Origin of the sequence: Mesorhizobium sp. LSHC420B00 (genome assembly GCF_000503055.1) — a bacterium.
Lineage (GTDB): Bacteria > Pseudomonadota > Alphaproteobacteria > Rhizobiales > Rhizobiaceae > Mesorhizobium.
The window spans coordinates 1-18,925 of record NZ_AYVY01000027.1; the positions used below are offsets into that span (position 1 = coordinate 1).

An 18,925-nucleotide genomic window follows, 5' to 3' on the forward strand; every position below is an offset into this window, starting at 1 on the left:
CTGGCCAAGCCCGGCACCGTCAAGCCGCACAAGAAGTTCGTCGCCGAAGCCTACATCCTGACCAAGGACGAGGGCGGCCGTCACACGCCGTTCTTCACCAACTACCGTCCGCAGTTCTATTTCCGCACGACGGACGTGACCGGCATCGTGTCGCTGCCGGAAGGCACCGAGATGGTGATGCCGGGCGACAACATCACCGTCGATGTCGAGCTGATCGTGCCGATCGCCATGGAAGAGAAGCTGCGCTTCGCCATCCGTGAAGGCGGCCGCACCGTCGGTGCCGGCATCGTCGTCACCATCAAAGAGTAATCAACGCCGGCGTTGCCGGTCGAGATCGAATGCGAAAGGGCGGTCTTCGGGCCGCCTTTTTGATTCGAATAGATTAACCGCCTTGCTTCAAATCCCGTTGCAAGCGCCTCTGCCGTAACTAGTATAGGTTGCATCGAGGGGGCTGCCCGAATGGTTCCATGGCGCCGTTTGCATAGTCAGGCATTGTGGTCGTTAGGGCTGATCTGCCTGGTGTCGTTGCTCGCCTTGGGCCACGCTGCCTTCGCAGCCGATGCCAAGAAATCCACGCCGGAAAAATCCACGCCGGATCTCGGCCCGACGATGCGGTTCGTTGTCGTCCGCAGCAGCGCGCCGGGCTGCGAGCCGACCTGTCCGGAATGGATATCGGCGGAAGGCTCGATAGAAGCCGGCACGCCGGCCCTGTTCAAACGCACGCTGAAGGCGCTTGGCGGCCGAAAGCTGCCGATCGTCGTCGATTCCCCCGGCGGCAATGTCGAAGCGGCGCTGACACTTGGTCGCCTGATCCGCAAGAACAAGCTCGATATCGCCGTCGGCAAAACCCGGTTCGTCGGCTGTCTGCCAGATGTGAAAAACTGCAAGGAAAAGGACGGCAAGGGCGCCCGTTATTTCGGCAATGCCTATGCCGACGGCGCCATCTGCAATTCCGCCTGTCCGTTGATGTTTTCCGGTGGCATCCGGCGCGTGGTCGGGGAATGGGCCTTTCTCGGCGTCCATCAGATCACCACGACCTATATCCGGACGAAATTGCTGTACCGCACCACCTACCGCGTGGTGAAGGGTAAGAAGAAGATCCTCAGCACCAAGGTCGTCAGCCGGAAGAACGCCGGCAGCTACAAGACCTACGAGATGAACAAGCCGCTGGAGCGGAAGCTGGCGGCCTATCTGAAGGAGATGGGCGTCGGCCTGGGCGTGCTCGAGACCATGAAAGGCACGCCGGCCAGCAGCATCCAGCAACTGGTTCCCTACGACATGCTGCAAATGAATCTCGTCACCAGCTTGGATGCCGTCGACCTGCTGACCGCGCCAACCCTATGCAAATCCGATCCGTTGCCGGCGAGTTGTAGGGAGCTGCCGGCGCCGGCGAATGTCGCGAAGCCGGCCGGCGAAGTGGTGGCGAACGCCGAGCCTGCACCCGCAGGGCACGAAACCACGCGGCCGAAGGAGGCCGCAGACATGCGCTTCGTCCTGGTCCGCGGCAGCAATCCGCTTTGCAATCCCAACTGCCCGGAATGGATCTCGGCCGAAGGCACAATTACCGCCGACACGCCCGAAAAACTGCGCCAACTGCTGGACGGCGTCGGCGACCGGCGTCTGCCCATCGTCATCAACTCGCCGGGTGGTGATGTGCTCGGTGCTTTGGCGGCCGGAAGGCTGATCCGCGAACGCAAGCTCGACGTCACCGTGGCGCGGACAGATTTCATTGGCTGCGAACCGCGGCAGGCCGACTGCACGGCCGAAGACGGCGTCTATAACGGACTGACGGTCGATGCTGGCGGCGCGTGCGGCTCGGCCTGTCCGATCATGCTCGCCGGCGGTGTCAAACGCCTCGTCGGCCCGCGTGCACAGTTGAGCGTGCATTCGGTAGGGCAGGAGCAAAAGGTCAAGGCCTATCTCGAGGACATGGCCATCGGCCCCGGTCTGTTTACCGCAATTCAGCTGAATTCAGTCGAACGGCAGCTCGAACTCGACAGGATGCTGAAATACGGGCTGACAACCGGGCATCAATCGGCAGACGAATTGACAGGCCCCGGCATCTGCAGATCGGAGCCACAGCCCGAGAACTGCCGCGAAGCCTCGGGCGCCAAGGCTCAGGCCAGCACGCCGGTCAAATCGTAAGGCGGGCTTGATAGCTGCGAGCTGATCGTGCCGATCGCCATGGAAGAGAAGCTGCGCTTCGCCATCCGTGAAGGCGGCCGCACCGTCGGTGNCGAGCTGATCGTGCCGATCGCCATGGAAGAGAAGCTGCGCTTCGCCATCCGTGAAGGCGGCCGCACCGTCGGTGCTGGCGTCGTCGTCACCATTATAGAGTGATCGGCGCCGGCATTGCCGGTCGATGCGAAAGGGCGGTCTTCGGGCCGCCTTTTTCGCTTACTGACTCGAGGCAGAACAATCTTGCGCGGGTGTTTCAAAGCTATTGCAACCACCATTGCCGCAACTATTATAGGTTGCATCAAGGGGGCTTTTGCCAAGCGTGGTTTCGGGACGCCGTTTAGATAGCGTGGCAAGGTGGTGGCGCGGGCTGCTGGTTATTGCCATGGCGATGGCTGCCTTCGCCGCAAAGGCCGAGGATGTCTTCCCGAAATGGTCCGATCCGACGACTTGGACCGATCCGAAGCTATTATCCGATGATCTCTCGCCGATGCGATTCGTCGTCGTGCGCAGCAACGCGACCGGCTGCGAGTCTAACTGTCCGGAATGGATTTCGGCAGAAGGCGCCATCGAAGCGGGCACGCCAGCGCAGTTCAAGCGCATATTGAAGACGCTCGGCCGCCGCAAACTGCCGATCATCGTCAATTCCCCGGGCGGCAATGTCGATGCTGCGCTCCAGCTTGGTCGAATAATCCGCAAAAACAAGCTCGATATCGCCGTCGGTACGACCAAGTTTTCCGATTGTTGGCCCGGGATGAAAGATTGCCGGGCCAATGACGGCAAGGGCGCAGCATATTTCGGCATTGCGTCTGACGGGGGTGCCATGTGCAACTCCGCATGTCCGCTGATGTTTGCCGGAGGCGTCGGACGCGTGGTCGGCGGTTGGGCCTATCTAGGCGTCCATCAGATCACTACGACCTATTTCCGCACAACACGGCACTATCGAACCACCTATCGAGTTGTGCGGGGCAAAAAATATAGGATCACCACAGAAACCATCACTCAAGACAATGCCGGCTACAAGACCTATGAGATGAGCAAGGCGCTTGAGAGGAAACTTTCGGCCTATCTCAGGGACATGGGTGTCGGACGGGGCGTAATCGACAGAATGAAGGCCACGCCCGCCAGCGACATCCGGCAGATCGCCCTCGACGACATGCTGACGATGAAGCTGATCACCAGCAGGGACTCCCTCGACATACTTACGCAGGCGGGCATATGCCAGCGGAGTCCTGCGCCGCCGAACTGCAGGGAGGTCCCTGCGAATGCCAAGCCGGCCAAGGTGGCAGCAATCGAAGCGAAGGCCGGACCGTCTCAGCCGGCTCAAGTCCCACTTTCTCACCTGGCCAAGGAGGCACCTGCTCAGCCGGTCGAGGCAGTGCCAGGAAACGAGGCGCCGGACAAGGGCTTCATACTCGTTCGCGGCAGCGATCCGATGTGCGAGCCCCACTGCCCGGAATGGATGTGGGCTCGGCCGCTCGTGGCAGTGCCGGGGAACGGGGCACCCGAGATGCGCTTCGTTGTGGTTCGCCGCAGCAATTCGTCCTGCAATCCCGACTGCCCGGAATGGATCTCGGCACAAGGCGTAATCACGAGCCAAACCCCGCAGAAGCTGGGCCAGTTGCTCGCTACGCTTGGCAGCCGGCGGCTGCCTATAGTGGTGAGCTCGCGAGGCGGCGACTTGTTCAGCGCTCTGGCGATGGGGCGACTTATCCGTGAAAAGAAGCTCGACGTCGCCGTTGCCCGTACCGATTTCGTTGGCTGCGACCCGGAAGAGTGGAATTGCTTGGCCAAAGATGGCGCCTATGCCGGAGTGGCCAGCGATGCGAAAGGCGACTGCGATTCGGCCTGCGCGCTGATGCTGGCTGGGGGCGTCAGGCGGCTTGTCGGTCCACGGGCGCTACTCAGCCTTTACCTGATGGGACAAGCCCAGCTGATCAAGGCTTACCTTGACGAGATGGCAATCAACCGTGATCTGTTCATGACGCTTCAGCGCATTTCGGTCGAGCGTCAGCTCGAACCTGACGTGATGCTGAGGGCCGGACTGACGACTGGGCCGCAATCAGTGGACGAGCTGACCGGTGCCACCCTGTGCAGATCGGTGCCGAAGCCTGACAATTGCCGCGTGGTGCTCTCGCCCAATGCGCAGGCCGAGGCGCCCGCCAAATTGTAGGGGCGCGTCGGTTTCGGAAGCTGGCCATCGAGACAGGTTGAGCGATGCTGGATGTTTCCGCTATCGTCCGGTGTGGTAGAAGACCAGCCAGGCGAGGGATCGCAAATGAGCCAGGACGTCCCGACATTGTTCGAATGGGCCGGCGGCACCGAAGCGCTGAACCGCCTGACCCAGACCTTCTACGACAACGTCTCTCGGGATCCCATTGTCGGGCCGGTGTTCAAGCATATGTCGGCGGACCATCCGGCCCACGTCGCGGCCTTCATCGGCGAAGTTTTCGGTGGACCGAAAACCTACAGCGAAAAGCATGGCGGCCATCGCGAAATGGTGATGCATCACCTCGGCAAGCATCTGACGGAGGAGCAGCGCCGGCGCTGGATCAATCTCCTAGCCGACGCCGCCGACGAGATCGGGCTGCCTGACGATCCCGAATTCCGCTCGGCCTTCATGGCCTATATCGAATGGGGATCGCGGCTGGCCAAGATGAACTCCAACAAAGGTCCGACCTGCGATCCCGAGGCGGAACCAATGCCGGTCTGGGGTTGGGGCGTGCCGGGCGGCCCCTACAAGCCGCCTTCGGGAAACTGACCGGGCGCGAATCGGTCGAAACCCTGCCGGCCAGGAAAACGGGTGGCTATGGAGGTCTCGGTCCTCCAGGCTAACGGTTTAAAGTCGCCGTCGACTGGCGGGGCCACACTGAAAAACCGGAGGCTTTGCGATGAGATCGGAAGGCAAGAAAAATTCAGGCAGCACCTTTGACGGCAGCCGCGGAACCCGAAATCCGTTCGGTGTCATGGATGTCCCCACTCCCGACGACGAGGAGGTGTCGGCGTTCGCCGCCGGCGTAAAACTGGAGGGAACTGCAAGCGATGAAAACGCCGAAGCCTGGGGCACCGAAAGCGACGGCGACCGCAACGACACCATCGAAGGCAGGTGGTCCAGCCGATGGAACGGCGGTGCCGACCCCACGATTCCAGGCGATAGCAAGGGTAAATGGAAGTCTGGCCGGGGCGAGCTGACGACGGCGGGAGAGAGAGTTTACCTACTGTTCGATTGGCATGATGGCGTGCGCAAGGGGCTCATTGATGCGCGGCGCGTCAGTGCGAAAGGGCTGGTTGGAAAATATATCAATCTGACCGACCCACAAATCGTGCGTCCCTGGGTCGGTTTGGTCGTCAGCAATCAACGGATCGACGGGAAATGGCCGGGAGGACGCCTCGACTTTCGAAGATGAAGGCTGGGCAGCGCACACCGCTCTTTACAGAGCGCGCGGAAGCTTTTAGGAAGCGCCTGCTGCGCCGACATGCGCATACGGGCATAGCTCAGTTGGTAGAGCGGCGGTCTCCAAAACCGCAGGTCGTAGGTTCGAGCCCTGCTGCCCGTGCCACTAAGGCAACAAAATCAAGCATTTAGGAATTCGCTTGATTGCCGGAAGTGCCGAAACTAGCCTTACACATCTCTTTCACAAACTTGCACGTCCGCAGGGAGTGTCTGACGGTGGCCGAAACGCACACGATTCTCGAAGGCAAAGTTCACGTCTATCGGCGCAACGACAGCCCGATTTGGCAGTGTTCGACGTATCTCAAAGGCAAAAACTGGCGGGTCAGCACCAAGGAAGAAAGCCTGGCGCGGGCCAAGGACTGGGCCGAGGATTGGTACTTCGGCCTTAAGGACAAAGGCCGGCGCGGCGAATTGTCGACCGAGAAAACGTTCAAGGACGCCGGAGACCAGTTCATCTCTGAATACGAGGTGCTGACCGACGGCGAGCGCAATGCCCGTTGGGTCCAGGATCATTACCGGCGCGTTCGCACCTATCTGGTGCCGTTCTTTGGTAAGATGGGCCTCTCGACCATCACTGCCGGCACGGTGCAGGACTATCGCATTTCCCGGATGACGCCTGCCGAAGGTAAGAAGGCACCCTCACGCAGCACATTGCACCACGAAACCGTGACCTTGCGGCTGGTCCTGAAAACCGCTGTACGCCATCGCTGGCTGGCGCATCTGCCCGACATCTCCCAGCCCTACAAGAAGTCCGCGAAGGTCGTCCATCGCGCCTGGTTTACGCCAGAGGAGTACAAACAGCTGTACCAAGCGACGCGGGCCCACGCGCAGGAGGCGCGAGACGTTAGCCACAAAGCCAAGAAGGGCGAGCAGGCCTGGCGGGTGTGGCTGGCGGACCAGCTCCACGACAAGATCCTGTTCCTGACGAACACGGGCCTGCGACCGGACGAGGCCACCTGGCTCGAATATCGGGACGTCGAGGTCGTCAAGGACGAGGCGAGCGGCCAAAAGATCCTTGAAATCCAGGTGCGCGGCAAGCGCGGGGTAGGGTACTGCAAAAGTACGTCCGGCGCCGTATTCCCCTTCCAGCGAATGGTGGCGCGCAACAAGCCGAAGCCCACCGACCGGGTTTTTCCGGTCGACCACAAGAAGCAGTTCAACGGCATCCTCGATAAGCTCGGCCTCAAGTCCGACCGCGAGGGCAATCGGCGAACGCTGTATTCGCTCCGCCACAGCTACATCAGCTTCCGGTTGCTTGAGGGCGCCGACATCTACCAGATCGCCAAGAACTGCCGGACAAGCGTCGAAATGATCGAGAAGCACTATGCGGTGCATCTCAAGAACCGCCTCGACGCGGCTGCCATCAACGTGCGCAAGGCCAAGCCGGCACAGCGGGCCAAGCCCGAGACGGCACAGCGGATTGAGAGTTGAGGTGCCTCCTTGGACCGGGCAGGCTTGAAAGATGTCCGGGGCTTATCGCAATGCGTACAGCGCACTTACGCATCGCCCAATGTGTACGCATTGAGCCAGAGAAAGCGATGCGTTGCTCGGTTTTCTAACCGGGCGCGGGAGGGGCGGCCCGGAGAAAACCGGCAAGTGCGCCAGGGGCAAGCCCCTTGGAACCCCGCTCAGCATCGAGAACCGCGTTTCAACTTGACTGTGCGCCGGGGCCCGACAAAGTGCGGATGGAGAGGTGACCCATGGCGATCTTTCATCTGCACGTCAAAAACATCAGCCGCGGTGACGGCCGTTCGGTTGTCGCCGCCGCCGCCTATCGGGCCGGCGAAACGCTGCCGAACGATGCGGAAGAACGCGAGAGCGCGTTTGGTGGCCGGCGCGACGTTGTTCACGCCGAGATCCGCATGCCGGCTGGAGTTCCTGTCTGGATGGGCGAGCGGGCCAAGCTTTGGAATGCCGTCGAGGCCGCCGAGAAGCGCAAGGACGCGCGGCTCGCCAAGGAAATCGAGTTTGCGCTGCCGCGTGAAGTCGCGCCGACGGTTTGGCTGGAGTTGACTGGCGCCATGGCCGACGCGTACACGCGCCAGGGTTACGTCGTCGATTTGGCGATTCACGAGGACGGTCGCAACACCAATCCGCATGCCCACCTGCTGCTGACAACGCGTCGGATCACTGCGGGAGGCTTCGCCGGAAAGCTCCGGGAAGCCGACGGGGTTCGCTTCGTCACCGACGCGCGTGCCATGTGGGCCAAGATCGCCAACGCCAGCTTTGCCAGCGCCGGCCTCGATGCCCGCATCGATGCCCGCAGCCATGCCGCGATCGGTTCGGCCCAGCGCGCGGGCCAGCACGTAGGTGCCGATCGCCAGGCGCGACGGGCACGCCGGGCCCAGATTGACGTAGAACGTATTGCCACGGTCCGCCAGGAGCTGAGAATGCCAAACCCGCTTGCCGACCTGTATCCCCACCTGTCCCTGAGACGGGACTGGCCGCCTGAAAGCCGCGAGCCGGCGCCGGACATGAGTGAGCGCGAACGTGACGAATTCTGGCTCTATTGGCAGTCGCGCGATCACGAGCAGGGCGATCCGGTTGCCGGGCGCGATCGGCCTGTTCCAGGTCCCGAGGGCGACCTGATACCCGCGCATGAGCTGGAGGCGGCGCAGGACAGGATGATTGCCGAGGTCGAGCAACCGGCTGACCGTTATCCGCTCCCGAACGCCCAGGAACTCACTGCGGAGAACGACAGGGCGTGGTGGGTCAATGCCGAACACCAAAGGCAACCGGAAAGCGAACCTGACGCACCTGAACGGGACCGCGAGGCGTGGTGGCGGACCCGCTGACTGGCGTCCCGGCCGGGATGTGTGGAACGCTAGTGCAGTGTATCTTTTGGAAAATGCCTGGGGGGCAGCGCCTCCGCGAGCGTGGTGCGGCGCACGCGGGTTGCGGTAGCGCTGGGTGGCAACCCTACCCGATAGGTTCCGAGCTTGCGGCGACGGTAGAGCAGGTAGGCATAGTAGTGTCGTTTCACCAGGTGAAACCACAACCAGGTTGGCCAATCGCGCCAGCGGCGCCGCTTTGCTAATGCAAGTTCGTAGTCTAACCTTCTGATCCAATAGGGCCGCATAGAGAAAATAGGACATTATTCCTACAGTCTGTCAAAGGATATCGCGATGGCGAGGGATTATTCGATCGACCCGGAAGCAGACATGCAGAAACTGACTACGCGGATGGTTCAGCTCAACCGCCAGTTCGCCGATCTCTTCGGGCGCTGCTTTGAGCAGCCCGATGTCGCTTATGGCGAGTGGACCAAGTTCGCCTTGAACGATGCCCATTCGTACGAAATCCTGAAAAACCATCTGTTCTCGCTCGGCGAGATGCCCCGGGACGGGGCCCGGAAGGAGCAGGCCATCGACGCCAGCTTGCGTCTTCCGGCCTTGTTTCAGGAGTACCGCGGGCTCCGCGACCAGTTGGAGGAGATGCGCGCTGTTAACCCGGCGCATTTCGATGGCATGCAACGTCAGATCCAGGCGGACGCCGATCCATGGTGGGTCAAGCGGTCACCCGGCGCTGCTGCTTCCGGTGGCCATGAGGAAGAGCGGGACTTAAGCCCGGAATGGCAGCGAGATCGCTAAGCCTGCAAGGATCAGGCGGCCTTTTTCCCGCGAAGCATTTTCAGGTGGGCGCCGCTGCGAAGGGCATCGGTGCGGCGTTTGAGCGTAGGGTGGGTACTGAACAAAGCCCCCATTTTGCCGCCGCGAAACATCAGGTAGCCGTATTTGTTTTCGACCCCGGTCGGCTTGGCCGGTATGCCATGGACCCGCTCGAGGGCGCCAATCATCGCCTCCGGTGAAGCAATGCTGGCACCGATGGCATCGGCCTTGAACTCACGGGCGCGCGACAGCCCCTTCACCATAAGCTCGGACCCGGCAAAAAGCGTGTGCCGGGCCGCCGTGCCCATGGCGCCGGTCACCTCCGTCACATCGCGCCCGTAGCGCTTGTCTTTGGTGGCCTGCGCCACCACTGTCGTCGCGATGACCGTGCCGAAATTCGCCACGTGACCCATCATGGTCTGGAACCCTTCCGCGAACTGCATCCGTTCCACGTCGTTGTAGACCACGTGCCCGAGTTCGTGGCCAATCACCGCGTCGAGCTCCTGCGGCGACAGCAGGTTCAACAGGGGCTTGCCAATCACGACCGCCGCGTCTTTGCGGGTTCCCATGGCAAAGGCGTTGGTGACATTCACCACGCCGACGGCCGGCGGCTTGATGCCAAGCGTCGCGGCATGTCCGGCGACACGCTGCGCAAGCGGGTGATTGGCCTGGAGGTACTCAACCCCGAACGAATTGCCGACCCTGGCCTTGGCCCGGGCGGTAAACCTGTTGCCGTAGACGAGGCCGGCAACCGCCAGGAGTCCGCCGATCACCCATCCCGGGCTGTCCAGCGGCATAAACACGAAGGGCACACCGAGCGGGCCGCCCGTGATCAGCCATTGAATGAAGACGCAGGTAAACAGCACGGTGCCCGCCAGCACGAGCGGGGTGCTGACGACGGTCCGGCTTAAGGAGGTCAGGTCACGTTCCCGGGTTTCACCCGGCGCGGTCGTCAGGTGGAGCGTTGCGGCGGTATCCGGTTGATAGCGGATCAAGGCGGCTTTCACGACTTTGATGAGGAGCACCACCTGCCAGATCGTAAGCCCCAGGTCGACCAGCACGAACAGGCCTGGCCAATCAAGGTGGGGCGGCAGCGGCAGAACAACGCTCGGGTAAAGCCTAAGGCCGCTGTTGATCGCGTACCAGCCGAGCCGCAGCGCCGTGGCCGTCAAATACCTGGCAGCTAGGGGCTTAACGTCGTCCAGGAAAGCACCAGAGGTCATACCGCTCCTCACGTTCTGCGATTGGCTGGTGGAGTGACGCGCTCACGGCAGGCTTGCCCCAGATACCAGGGCACGAGCTTGGCCCGGATCGGGCGGACGCCCCGCGCAAAGACCAGGCCGCTGCGGGTCTGGTCCGCGGCGGAGCCACTGAGCAGTTCCGTCACTTCGTCCGGCGTCAGCAGGGGACGGCCGGAATAGGCGATGCCGTGATTGACCGAGCCGGTGCCTGCGCCATTGCCGCTGAAGACCGGGCCGGTCGAGGCGCTGTTGCTGGTCCCTGCCGTGCGGTAGCCGCGCGTCTGGTCGCCGAGGAAATCCGAGATCATCGCGGCGGTGAAGTGTTCGTCGGTGCCGAAGAACGTCTTCACCGAGGTGTTGAAGAACGTCTTCCAGCCGGCGGGGTAATGTTCTTCCAGCGTGGGCACGTCCTGCAGGAAGAACCAGAGGCGGACGCCCGCGCCGGCATGCGTGCGGATGGCGTCGCGGAAGCGCGGGAACGGCCCCAGGCTCAGGAACTCATCAAGGATGAAGAGGACGGGGATGTCGGGGATGGTTTCGTTCTGGAGCATCGCGTCAAGGGCGGTGGTGAGTGTGATCTTCAGGAACGCGGCATACGCGGACATCTTGTGGAACGGCACGGTGATGTAGACGGTCGCCGGTGCATCCTTCAGAGAACGGAAATCAAATGACGCCACCGAGGTCGCGCGGTGGAGTCCCGGGTCGTCCCAAAGGGCGAACTCGGTGTTGATCGTGTCACGGAGATTCGGAATGGATTTGCTGCGGTCCTTGCCAAGGACAATGTTGGCGGCATTCGCGATGGCATGGTTGCGCGAGCCGGCCATGGTCCTGATCGCCTCGGTGAAGAGGTCGAGCGGCGCGGCGGTGATGCGCCGCACCTCGGCCATGCTGCGATGGCCCGGCGGAGCCGCCTCGGTGACGAACATGATAATGGCCGTAAGGACTGAGATGGCATCCTTGCGGAAGAAGTCCGGCGCATACTGATCGGGCGGCATGATCAGGTCGGCAAGCGCCTGGGCATCGGAAAACGAGGCCACGCCGTCGAGCGGGTTGTAGGCGTCCGTTTCAGGCTGGAACGGTGCGATCCGGTAAACCGGCCCGACGTTCTGCCGGCGCCAGGCCGCCGTTTGCGCGTAGAGTTCGCCCTTGGGGTCAAGCACGACGCATGACCCCTTGTAGCGCACCAGGTTCGGGATGATCGTCGTCGTCGATTTGCCGGAGCGTGTCGGCGCCACAGTGAGGAGGTGCCCTTCGCCGTCCCAGTGAATCTGGCCGGCGACGGCGCCGCCGAGGGCGGGGTCCTCGAAGGCCCCGATCAGAATCGAAGACGCGCTCTCAAATTTCGGCGCCGGGTGCAGCAGGTCGGCTTTCAGGAGATCGGAGGCATCGGCCCAGCGCGCCGAACCATGCAGCGGCGGCGGGTTGGCGATGCCCTCGTCGACGCGCCGTTCCTCCTCGCGCTGCTCGTTTTCGATCCGTTTGCGCGCCCGCCGTTGGGCGAACATGTTGCTGATGGCGCTACCGATCTTAATCCCGGTGGACAGGCCGTCTGTCGCCCCTTTGCTGGACGATCCGAACGGCTCCATTCCCTTCAAGGGATCGAAATCCTTGAACCAATCCGGCATGCCCCAGCCCCCGCAAGACTGGACGATGTAACACCAACAAACAGCTGGCATAAACCCCTTTGGCGGGGCGAGATGAATTTTCCAGACGGTTCGCTCGCGGATTGGTGAAGAGATTGCTGTAGGGGGCCGGAGTGGAAAGCTGGCGGGCCGGGATGCCCGCCTTTCAGTCACACAGCAGAACTGCTGTGCCAGAGGCCTCCGGAAGCGGAGGCAAGAAACAAAAGACGGGGATGAACATCCCCTTGCCTCTTGAGCAGGCGAACGCCTTGTTTCCGTTCTTTGACGCCTTGATTACTGTTCCTTGCAGTTGCCCTTGTTTCCGGCATTTCACCAGGAAATCTCCGGTTCAGGGTATTCCGTGACAACCGACGGGTGATCCGAGCTTTTGATGTGGGCACAGAAGAGCCGTGGCCGAATGCCCGTGTTTTCAAGACATACGTACTTTCTGATAGTCCGACCTGCGAGAAATGGCCAACGCTCGAGACCCTAGATATCGACTGCCTCCAGCAGCGCAAGACTGCTCTGGGGACACGGATGGGGGCTAGACTCGCCTCCCGTTGTTTAGATCAACCATGTGTGCTCTGGCGTCACCCGTTTCATGCTAAGCGGCGACAGCGACCAACTTATCCACCGGGCAATTCCTCGCATTCTGGGAAAAACATTGAAAGTGTTGCGAAAAAACACCACTTTTCTTATCCAAAATATGCATTAAATAGGCTCGGGTAGTAGTTTACGGGCTGGGAATTATGTCCTATCATCGGATTGAGCGAATGTCGAGCTCGTCACTGCGTCATGGCAGGACGAGCAATCGTCTTGCCCATTGATCGAATGAAGGAATAGATTAGTGGCAACACAACCTGGCACCATCGAAAAATCCGTTTCCCCTCAGAATAAGAGCAAGAACAAGCAGACGTTGTCGTTTGATGACACGTTGAAGCGGCTTGATGTGGAACTTCCAACCACCAAACTGTCGACGCATGAAAAGATTTCGCTGCGTCAAACGCTTTTCCGGCTACACAAATGATTAGACTTTGATATGTTCCGCGCCCCTTGAGGGGTGCGGAGCATATGAAAACTCGATACGAATTTTTCCGACGGCTGCTCGACTACTCGTTTTTTGAAAGCGAGTTTCAAAGAACTCTGGAAAACATCCGAGAAAATACTGGGCTCCGCCTTATCGTTGGGCCTGAGCTTGGTTACGTCCATTCGATTTGGACAGAGCTTTTGCAAAGGAAGCGCTACCTCGTCAGCGAGCCGATGCATCGAATTACCAGTCAAGAGTTCTTAGGGGAACTCTGTCACCTCCTTTCGAAGTTTGACACGGTGATTGTGCAAGGCAGCTCAATCAATGTAGCGATGGAAACGCAGAGAATCGATAAAGGTCTGACTGAATTTATCGTTTCGTTCAGCCACGAATACGTGGCGGTTGATATATGCGCCTACCTTTATCGAGCCATTATGCAGTTTGAGACCAAGGCCTACTCCGCAACGAAAATCGAACATGTCCAAGTGCTCTGCAGAGAAATGAAAAAAGAGCCGGGACGAGGCAAATTTTTTGTTAGGGCTCTGAAATATCCAATATTTTCAGACCAGTTGTAGCTATCCGTTCTATCTTGTCAGGGCGATTTGACGTCAACCGCTCAATGCAGCGCGTCGGGCCGACGTGTTGCGTGAGTTAGTGCACGACTGCGGCGAACACCGCCAAAGCCGTGCGCCTGCACTGCCGCCCACTGCCTCCTGAACCGAAGCCAAAACAAAAGACGGGGATGAACATCCCTTTGCCTCTTCAGGCGTACGCCTCATTTGCTAGTTTTCATAACTGCCTCGCCTCCAGCGTTCACCAGGAAATCTCAAGTTCCGGGTATTCCGCCACGATGGACGGGCGGAAATCATCCTGTTCGAGACGGGTCGGACGCCAGACGTATTCGAACTGCTCGGAATCGAGCCATTTCTCAAGCGCCTTAGCGGCCTCCGTATCAGAAAGGTCGAATGGAAACTCCTGCACCACACGGTAGCGGCGATGGCCTTGGAAGGCGGCCTCATCGATGGCGGCCGCGATCGTCGCGGGCTTGAAGAGCCTTTCAGCGTATTTCGTCCTCGTATTGGTGGCCATGAGGACATTGCCTTCCGCGCGTTTCATCAGAAGGCACTCCCGAGGTAAGTGTCGGTGATTTTCAGGCGGCCGTGGCCCAGCTCGGCGGAAATCCGGTGGCGCGCCGCGCGGTCGGCGGCACGTTCGTTTCCGCTCATGTCAGCCCAGCGCTTGCCGCCTGCCAGGGGGCAGGCATGCCCGGTCAGCACCGCATAGCGTTGCTGCGCATAGGCGTGGCGGAATCCGTGGGTATTGCGCAGACCAGCCTTGAGGGTCTGATACTCGAACCGCTTGAGGTGTTCGACATAGGTCATTTGCGCGGGGATCAGCGATCCGCCGCCGGGGACGAGGCGCATGATGTGTTCGAGGACCTGCCGCTGTTCCAGCGTGGTCACCGGCACGGTGCGCGCCCGGCCCCCTTTCGTCCAGCTCGCCTGCAAGGCGATCTGGTCGGCACGGATGGCCGCCTGCGGCTGGAACTTCATGGCTTCCTCGCGCCTTAGGCCAAACGCCACCTGGAGGAGAATCGAGGCCTTGATGTAGGGGCATTCGATGGTGCCAAGCTTGGCATGGTCGAGGGTTTGCGCACGGTTGCGCGTGACCTCGCCACGTTCGGCGACGCCGTACGCGGCATTGTCGCGGTTGACGACGTTAACCTTGTTGACCTTCTCCGCCCACCAGCGCAGCCAGGTGAGGCGGTTGCGGATACTCGCATCCGAGGTATCGGTATCAAGCCATCGTTCGACGAGGGCCTCTACATGCTTGGGTTTGAGGGAGGTCGCGGACGGCAACTTGTAGCCGAGGTCCACGAGGTCGTTGGCCATTGCGGACAGGCCGCGCCGGCGGTTGTTTTGAGTGCCATAAGAGCCGTCCCGGTTGCGTTGGCACAGCCGCACCAGGTCCATGGTCAGATCGTCCATCTTGCTCGCTTTTTGTTTTTGGCTGAGTGTTGATGGCCGATGCACGTCCGTAGAGCGTGACACCCCGCGAAGGTCATTCGCGGCAGGGCCGGAATGCGTAGTTTCCTTACGGTATGAGCCTCCCGAGCCAGCCGGGTGGCTGGCCGATATGGTTTGCCCTGTTGGGCATCCGGTTACCGAGAGGTCGAAACCGGAGGTGTGGCCGCCGCGGCGGCGCACCTATGCGATAAGCAGTCATTCTGCTCTCCTTTGGTTGGGGAAATGGTCGGGTGAGATGGATCAGGCAGTTTTTTGCCCGCCGGGATAGTGGAGGCTGTCGCCTGCTCATGGCCAGCACATTGCACCGGAAATGATCAGCGAACCGCAGCGTCATTTGCAGGTCATGCAGTGGCGTTTGCGCGAACCCGGCATCCACCGTGGGATTGCGGGCGGTCTGTCACTCCCCAATACATTGGCGAGTGACAGACCGCCGGCCGCCGGCATCGTCGGACATTCCATGCCCGACCATGCTCGTCACGCTTCTCCGCGTTCCTGGCCAATGGCATTGGCCCGGATCCCGTATTTGCGTTCGGCGCGGCAAGCGGTGGCCCTTGTGGGCCGGGCTTGGCGGGTCGGTGGCCGCCTACGCAGTCTGTGCATACGGAGCCAGGACTGCGGCCCGTCCGGCAGGCCTCCAGCCTCCGCCATAGCGTGCTCGTGGTATCGAATTTGGCTCGTCACGTCCGGTGTCGCGCGATTGGCCTCTGGCCTTTCCGTCGATGGTCTGCCCGGAGCTGATGACTGTTCTCTTCTAGCCGGCGCGGCCGTCTTGTCCCGTTCCTGCCCGCTCCTTCGCTGCGCTCCCGTGTTGGGGACAAGCCAGCCCTGTGCGCCGTCTCCTTTGGAACCGTCCTCCGGGACAGCAACCATCAACCAAAGGAAAAGACCATGACCATCAAACGCAACACCGAAACGAAGTCCGAGCCCAAGATGCCGATCTACCACGCCTACACCGTGCGGGACGGCAAGGACGGCCAGAAGGGCTTCTGGACCCGCATCGGCTCCTTCTTCGCCCACGACGACGGCGAAGGCGGCACGCTCCTCCTCGACGCCCTGCCGCTCGACGGACGCATCGTCCTTCGCGCTCCCAAAGACGAAGAATAGGAGGCCGCCATGCAGCTCTTGACCCAAGACCTGCGGAACAAGCTGCTGGCGAACGGTCGCCAGCAGCTTCCTCTCCGCGGCACCGACGGCGAAATCGACTTCATGCCCGTCGTCAAACTGTTCACGCCGGATGCCGGCGCGACCTGGCTCCTCACCGAGATCGATCCGGAAGACCCGGATATCGCCTTCGGCCTTTGTGACCTCGGGCTTGGTTGTCCCGAGCTTGGCAGCGTCAGCCTCACCGAACTTGCGTCGGTGCGCGGACGCCTTGGCCTGCCGGTCGAGCGTGACCGGCATTTCCGCGCGGATAAGCCTCTGTCGGCTTATGCCGAGGAGGCACGACGACTCGGCCGCCTCCGAGTGTAGCGATCGACACCGTTTTCAACGCCGTCCTTTGGGGTGGCGTTGAATGTCGAAAGCTGTGGCGCACCACCGTGGCTACCGCCAATCCCGCTAGCGGCAAGGTGGCTGGGCGCCGATGATCTACGAAAACTCAAAGCTCAACGAGTTTGCGGCTTCGGATTGCGTTTTTGGTGAGTATCGAGATGCAAAGGTGGGAATGATCGTAGAGCCACGACGTATCAAAGACTGGAGCGCCTTCCATAAACGCAGCCATGATACTGGAAACCGGTCTCTGCCGGCGCAGGAGCTCGACATAGGCGTTGACGAGATCATTATCGTCGTAATTCCGGTAAAGCTGGGGGTTGGACGGATCCGAAACCATTGACCATGGCCCCACTTGACGAGGTGTCCTGATGGTGGCGGTCGCCAGCCGTTTCAGCGCTTCCCAGTGACGGTCCGTACTGTCTAGCAAATTGATGGTGTCGGCGAGGTCGACTTCGCATTCGATGACGGCCGGACCGATGCCAGGATTGTTTTTGCGGCGACGGTCGGCCACTGATCGAGCCCACTCCGCTGCGCGTCCGGGAGCGCGATAGAACAGGTAGAACCCGGTTCCCAACCAAGATCCTTCTCTAGGAATTAACTGGAAATCACCGGCCATAATGGCGCTTGCCCTATCCGACGTCGTGCCGTGATAGGCCGTAATGTAACGACCCTCCAAAAGTCCCCCCCCCAAACACGAAAGTAGCCCCGAAGGGCTACTTAGATTTACGAAACGTGACGAACTCTTCCTCTGGACGGGGCTTTAGGCCCCACTCCTTATCAAATTTCTCTACCGTCTTGGCGGCGAGCTGTTTGAGCTTTTTGGGCGAGTTGACCTTATCGATCTCGGAGAAAAGAGCTTTCATATCAACGTTATGCGTAGGCATAGCGTCGGTTGGCGAAAGTTGTGAAACGGTATCGGGTTGCACAGTCGTTGCCCTTTCAGGTTTGTCGGGCGCGACGATGTAACCTTTTGAAGGGCTGCGTCGGCCCTTCTTAGGAGTAACAACTTTACTGTAACTCAATTCATAAGGCTGGAAAAATAATTTAGTTGATTCGATTGCTGCTCCAGATAACTTCTTTCCACGAGCGTCAGTGACAATAACGGAGCCTTTTCGACTAAGATTCTGGCCGCCAAAGCCTTTCACGAAATTGCCTCTACGTTCGTCAAGCCATCCGACAACCTTGCCTGACTGATCCACAAGCTTATTTCCATCGACCACGGCTTCTATGACCAAGCCCTCATCGATGCCCAGTCGGGACTTCTTTTTGGGGCTGGTATGGATCGTTTTCGTTTTCAAACGAGAATCCTCGATCTGAATCTGTCCCTGTTATATGGCTCAAAATAGTGGCTGCGCAAGCTTGGGTACTCCGGGTGTCCTCGATGGTAAGCGGAACAGCTTGCTAAGCCGTGTAGGTAGCAACTTCCTGTAACTTCCCACTGCATGCAGGTTTTGCGGGCAAGGCCCACGGGCAGCCTTTGGCACCCTATTGAAAGAGCGCCACTTGCCGATACACTGGGAACGTCGAGGCGGCCAGGGGTTCACGACATAAAGCGGAAGGCTGGGTTGCGGCGCCATAGGGCATGTGATGCAAAGAGGCTTTTGAAATGAAGCGGATGCGAGAAGAGGACATTCCGGCGTTCGTGCGGGAGGTGGCCGCAACCGGCTGCGACATCTGTGCCGTCGGGCCGGCTTACTACACCATGGGCGATTCCGATGTTCGGCGCGGCAAGCGCAGGGGGCTATACAAGAAGCTCGCCGACATCGACGCGCGCTATGGCAGCCGCGACCACCTGCGTTACCAGATCGTGGCGCACCTGGCCTCGATTGGCCGCTACATCGACGCGCCTCCACCGGACGAGGAAATGTGGATCGATAGTGAGGCGCCCGACTTGGCCGAGGTCACGCCTTACGACGAGGCGCACTTCCCTACCTACGCAGTCCTGCTATTCGCGGAGGCCAAGGGCGTCGACTGGCGCAAGGTGGCACGAGCCCTCTTGAACATCGACCCAGAGCGCCAGCCAGAACGGGCACGCCGGGCCTGGGCATCGCATCTGGCGCGGGCGCGGTGGCTGGCGACGAGCGGGTACGGGGAGCTTCGGAGCGATTTGCTGCAATAGGCAACGACTGCCGCAGGAAGCCCCCCCGGCAGACCGCCTCCAAAGGCGGGCGGTCCATGGCAGTTCCCGGGGCGGCATCGTAGTGATGTATGCCGTTAATAAGCAGAAGACGGTTCAGGCAACATCCACATGGACCTGTTATTCCTCAATCAACAACGTTC

At 60.6% G+C, this 18,925-nt stretch carries 19 protein-coding genes, 1 tRNA gene and 1 pseudogene; 15 read left to right on the forward strand and 6 right to left on the reverse strand.

What is annotated here, in order from left to right:
- From tuf to X760_RS66715, 10 genes and pseudogenes are all read left to right on the forward strand, one after another.
- A pseudogene (tuf, locus tag X760_RS66675) lies at positions 1-309 on the forward strand (elongation factor Tu); the annotation flags it as partial.
- 150 nt (positions 310-459) lie between these two features.
- Positions 460-2,145, forward strand: coding sequence for a hypothetical protein (locus tag X760_RS66680; protein WP_023721630.1), 1,686 nt, complete (start codon positions 460-462; stop codon positions 2,143-2,145).
- A gap of 21 nt (positions 2,146-2,166) precedes the next feature.
- Positions 2,167-2,340, forward strand: coding sequence for a hypothetical protein (locus X760_RS78935; protein ID WP_156948204.1), 174 nt, complete (start codon positions 2,167-2,169; stop codon positions 2,338-2,340).
- A 223-nt stretch (positions 2,341-2,563) separates the two neighbouring features.
- Positions 2,564-4,351, forward strand: a complete 1,788-nt coding sequence (locus tag X760_RS78225) for a hypothetical protein (RefSeq protein ID WP_023721632.1) — start codon at positions 2,564-2,566, stop codon at positions 4,349-4,351.
- A 105-nt stretch (positions 4,352-4,456) separates the two neighbouring features.
- The gene (locus tag X760_RS66690) at positions 4,457-4,939 is read left to right on the forward strand and encodes a group II truncated hemoglobin (RefSeq protein WP_023721633.1); all 483 of its coding nucleotides are present in this window, start codon (positions 4,457-4,459) and stop codon (positions 4,937-4,939) included.
- Between the two features lie 130 nt (positions 4,940-5,069).
- Positions 5,070-5,585: a hypothetical protein gene (locus tag X760_RS66695; protein WP_023721634.1), complete on the forward strand. Its 516-nt coding sequence runs from the start codon at positions 5,070-5,072 to the stop codon at positions 5,583-5,585.
- A gap of 77 nt (positions 5,586-5,662) precedes the next feature.
- A tRNA-Trp gene (locus X760_RS66700) sits at positions 5,663-5,738 on the forward strand.
- A 47-nt stretch (positions 5,739-5,785) separates the two neighbouring features.
- Positions 5,786-7,063, forward strand: coding sequence for a site-specific integrase (locus X760_RS66705; protein ID WP_245278702.1), 1,278 nt, complete (start codon positions 5,786-5,788; stop codon positions 7,061-7,063).
- A 269-nt stretch (positions 7,064-7,332) separates the two neighbouring features.
- Positions 7,333-8,427: a MobA/MobL family protein gene (locus tag X760_RS66710; protein ID WP_023721636.1), complete on the forward strand. Its 1,095-nt coding sequence runs from the start codon at positions 7,333-7,335 to the stop codon at positions 8,425-8,427.
- 330 nt (positions 8,428-8,757) lie between these two features.
- The gene (locus X760_RS66715; RefSeq protein WP_023721637.1) at positions 8,758-9,219 is read left to right on the forward strand and encodes a hypothetical protein; all 462 of its coding nucleotides are present in this window, start codon (positions 8,758-8,760) and stop codon (positions 9,217-9,219) included.
- 11 nt (positions 9,220-9,230) lie between these two features.
- On the opposite strand, the gene X760_RS73865 is transcribed toward X760_RS66715, so the two are convergent.
- Together X760_RS73865 and X760_RS66720 are read right to left on the reverse strand one after the other, a co-directional pair.
- Positions 9,231-10,460, reverse strand: coding sequence for a M48 family metalloprotease (locus tag X760_RS73865; protein ID WP_051409741.1), 1,230 nt, complete (start codon positions 10,458-10,460; stop codon positions 9,231-9,233).
- Between the two features lie 8 nt (positions 10,461-10,468).
- Positions 10,469-12,103: a type IV secretory system conjugative DNA transfer family protein gene (locus X760_RS66720; protein ID WP_051409742.1), complete on the reverse strand. Its 1,635-nt coding sequence runs from the start codon at positions 12,101-12,103 to the stop codon at positions 10,469-10,471.
- A gap of 844 nt (positions 12,104-12,947) precedes the next feature.
- Between X760_RS66720 and X760_RS66725 the strand changes: the two genes are divergently transcribed.
- Positions 12,948-13,127, forward strand: a complete 180-nt coding sequence (locus X760_RS66725; RefSeq protein WP_023721640.1) for a hypothetical protein — start codon at positions 12,948-12,950, stop codon at positions 13,125-13,127.
- A gap of 44 nt (positions 13,128-13,171) precedes the next feature.
- The gene (locus tag X760_RS66730; RefSeq protein WP_023721641.1) at positions 13,172-13,702 is read left to right on the forward strand and encodes a hypothetical protein; all 531 of its coding nucleotides are present in this window, start codon (positions 13,172-13,174) and stop codon (positions 13,700-13,702) included.
- Between the two features lie 238 nt (positions 13,703-13,940).
- Here X760_RS66730 and X760_RS66735 read toward each other — a convergent pair whose 3' ends face one another.
- On the reverse strand, positions 13,941-14,243 hold the full coding sequence (locus X760_RS66735; RefSeq protein WP_023721642.1) for a hypothetical protein: 303 nt from the start codon (positions 14,241-14,243) through the stop codon (positions 13,941-13,943).
- Positions 14,243-15,115: a phage integrase N-terminal domain-containing protein gene (locus X760_RS66740; RefSeq protein WP_023721643.1), complete on the reverse strand. Its 873-nt coding sequence runs from the start codon at positions 15,113-15,115 to the stop codon at positions 14,243-14,245. Before X760_RS66740 ends, X760_RS66735 begins: the two co-directional genes overlap by 1 nt.
- 927 nt (positions 15,116-16,042) lie before the next feature.
- Here X760_RS66740 and X760_RS0139310 point away from each other — a divergent pair.
- On the forward strand, positions 16,043-16,258 hold the full coding sequence (locus X760_RS0139310; RefSeq protein WP_031194765.1) for a hypothetical protein: 216 nt from the start codon (positions 16,043-16,045) through the stop codon (positions 16,256-16,258).
- A 9-nt stretch (positions 16,259-16,267) separates the two neighbouring features.
- Entirely contained in the window at positions 16,268-16,624 is a 357-nt protein-coding gene (locus tag X760_RS0139315; RefSeq protein ID WP_031194767.1) for a DUF2958 domain-containing protein, read from the forward strand.
- Positions 16,625-16,751: 127 nt separating this feature from the next.
- Here X760_RS0139315 and X760_RS66745 read toward each other — a convergent pair whose 3' ends face one another.
- Positions 16,752-17,261: a hypothetical protein gene (locus X760_RS66745; RefSeq protein ID WP_156948208.1), complete on the reverse strand. Its 510-nt coding sequence runs from the start codon at positions 17,259-17,261 to the stop codon at positions 16,752-16,754.
- A gap of 97 nt (positions 17,262-17,358) precedes the next feature.
- The gene (locus X760_RS76630) at positions 17,359-17,943 is read right to left on the reverse strand and encodes a hypothetical protein (protein WP_023721645.1); all 585 of its coding nucleotides are present in this window, start codon (positions 17,941-17,943) and stop codon (positions 17,359-17,361) included.
- Between the two features lie 308 nt (positions 17,944-18,251).
- Here X760_RS76630 and X760_RS79190 point away from each other — a divergent pair, with 308 nt between their 5' ends.
- Entirely contained in the window at positions 18,252-18,764 is a 513-nt protein-coding gene (locus X760_RS79190; protein WP_348633250.1) for a hypothetical protein, read from the forward strand.
- Positions 18,765-18,925: the final 161 nt, after the last annotated feature.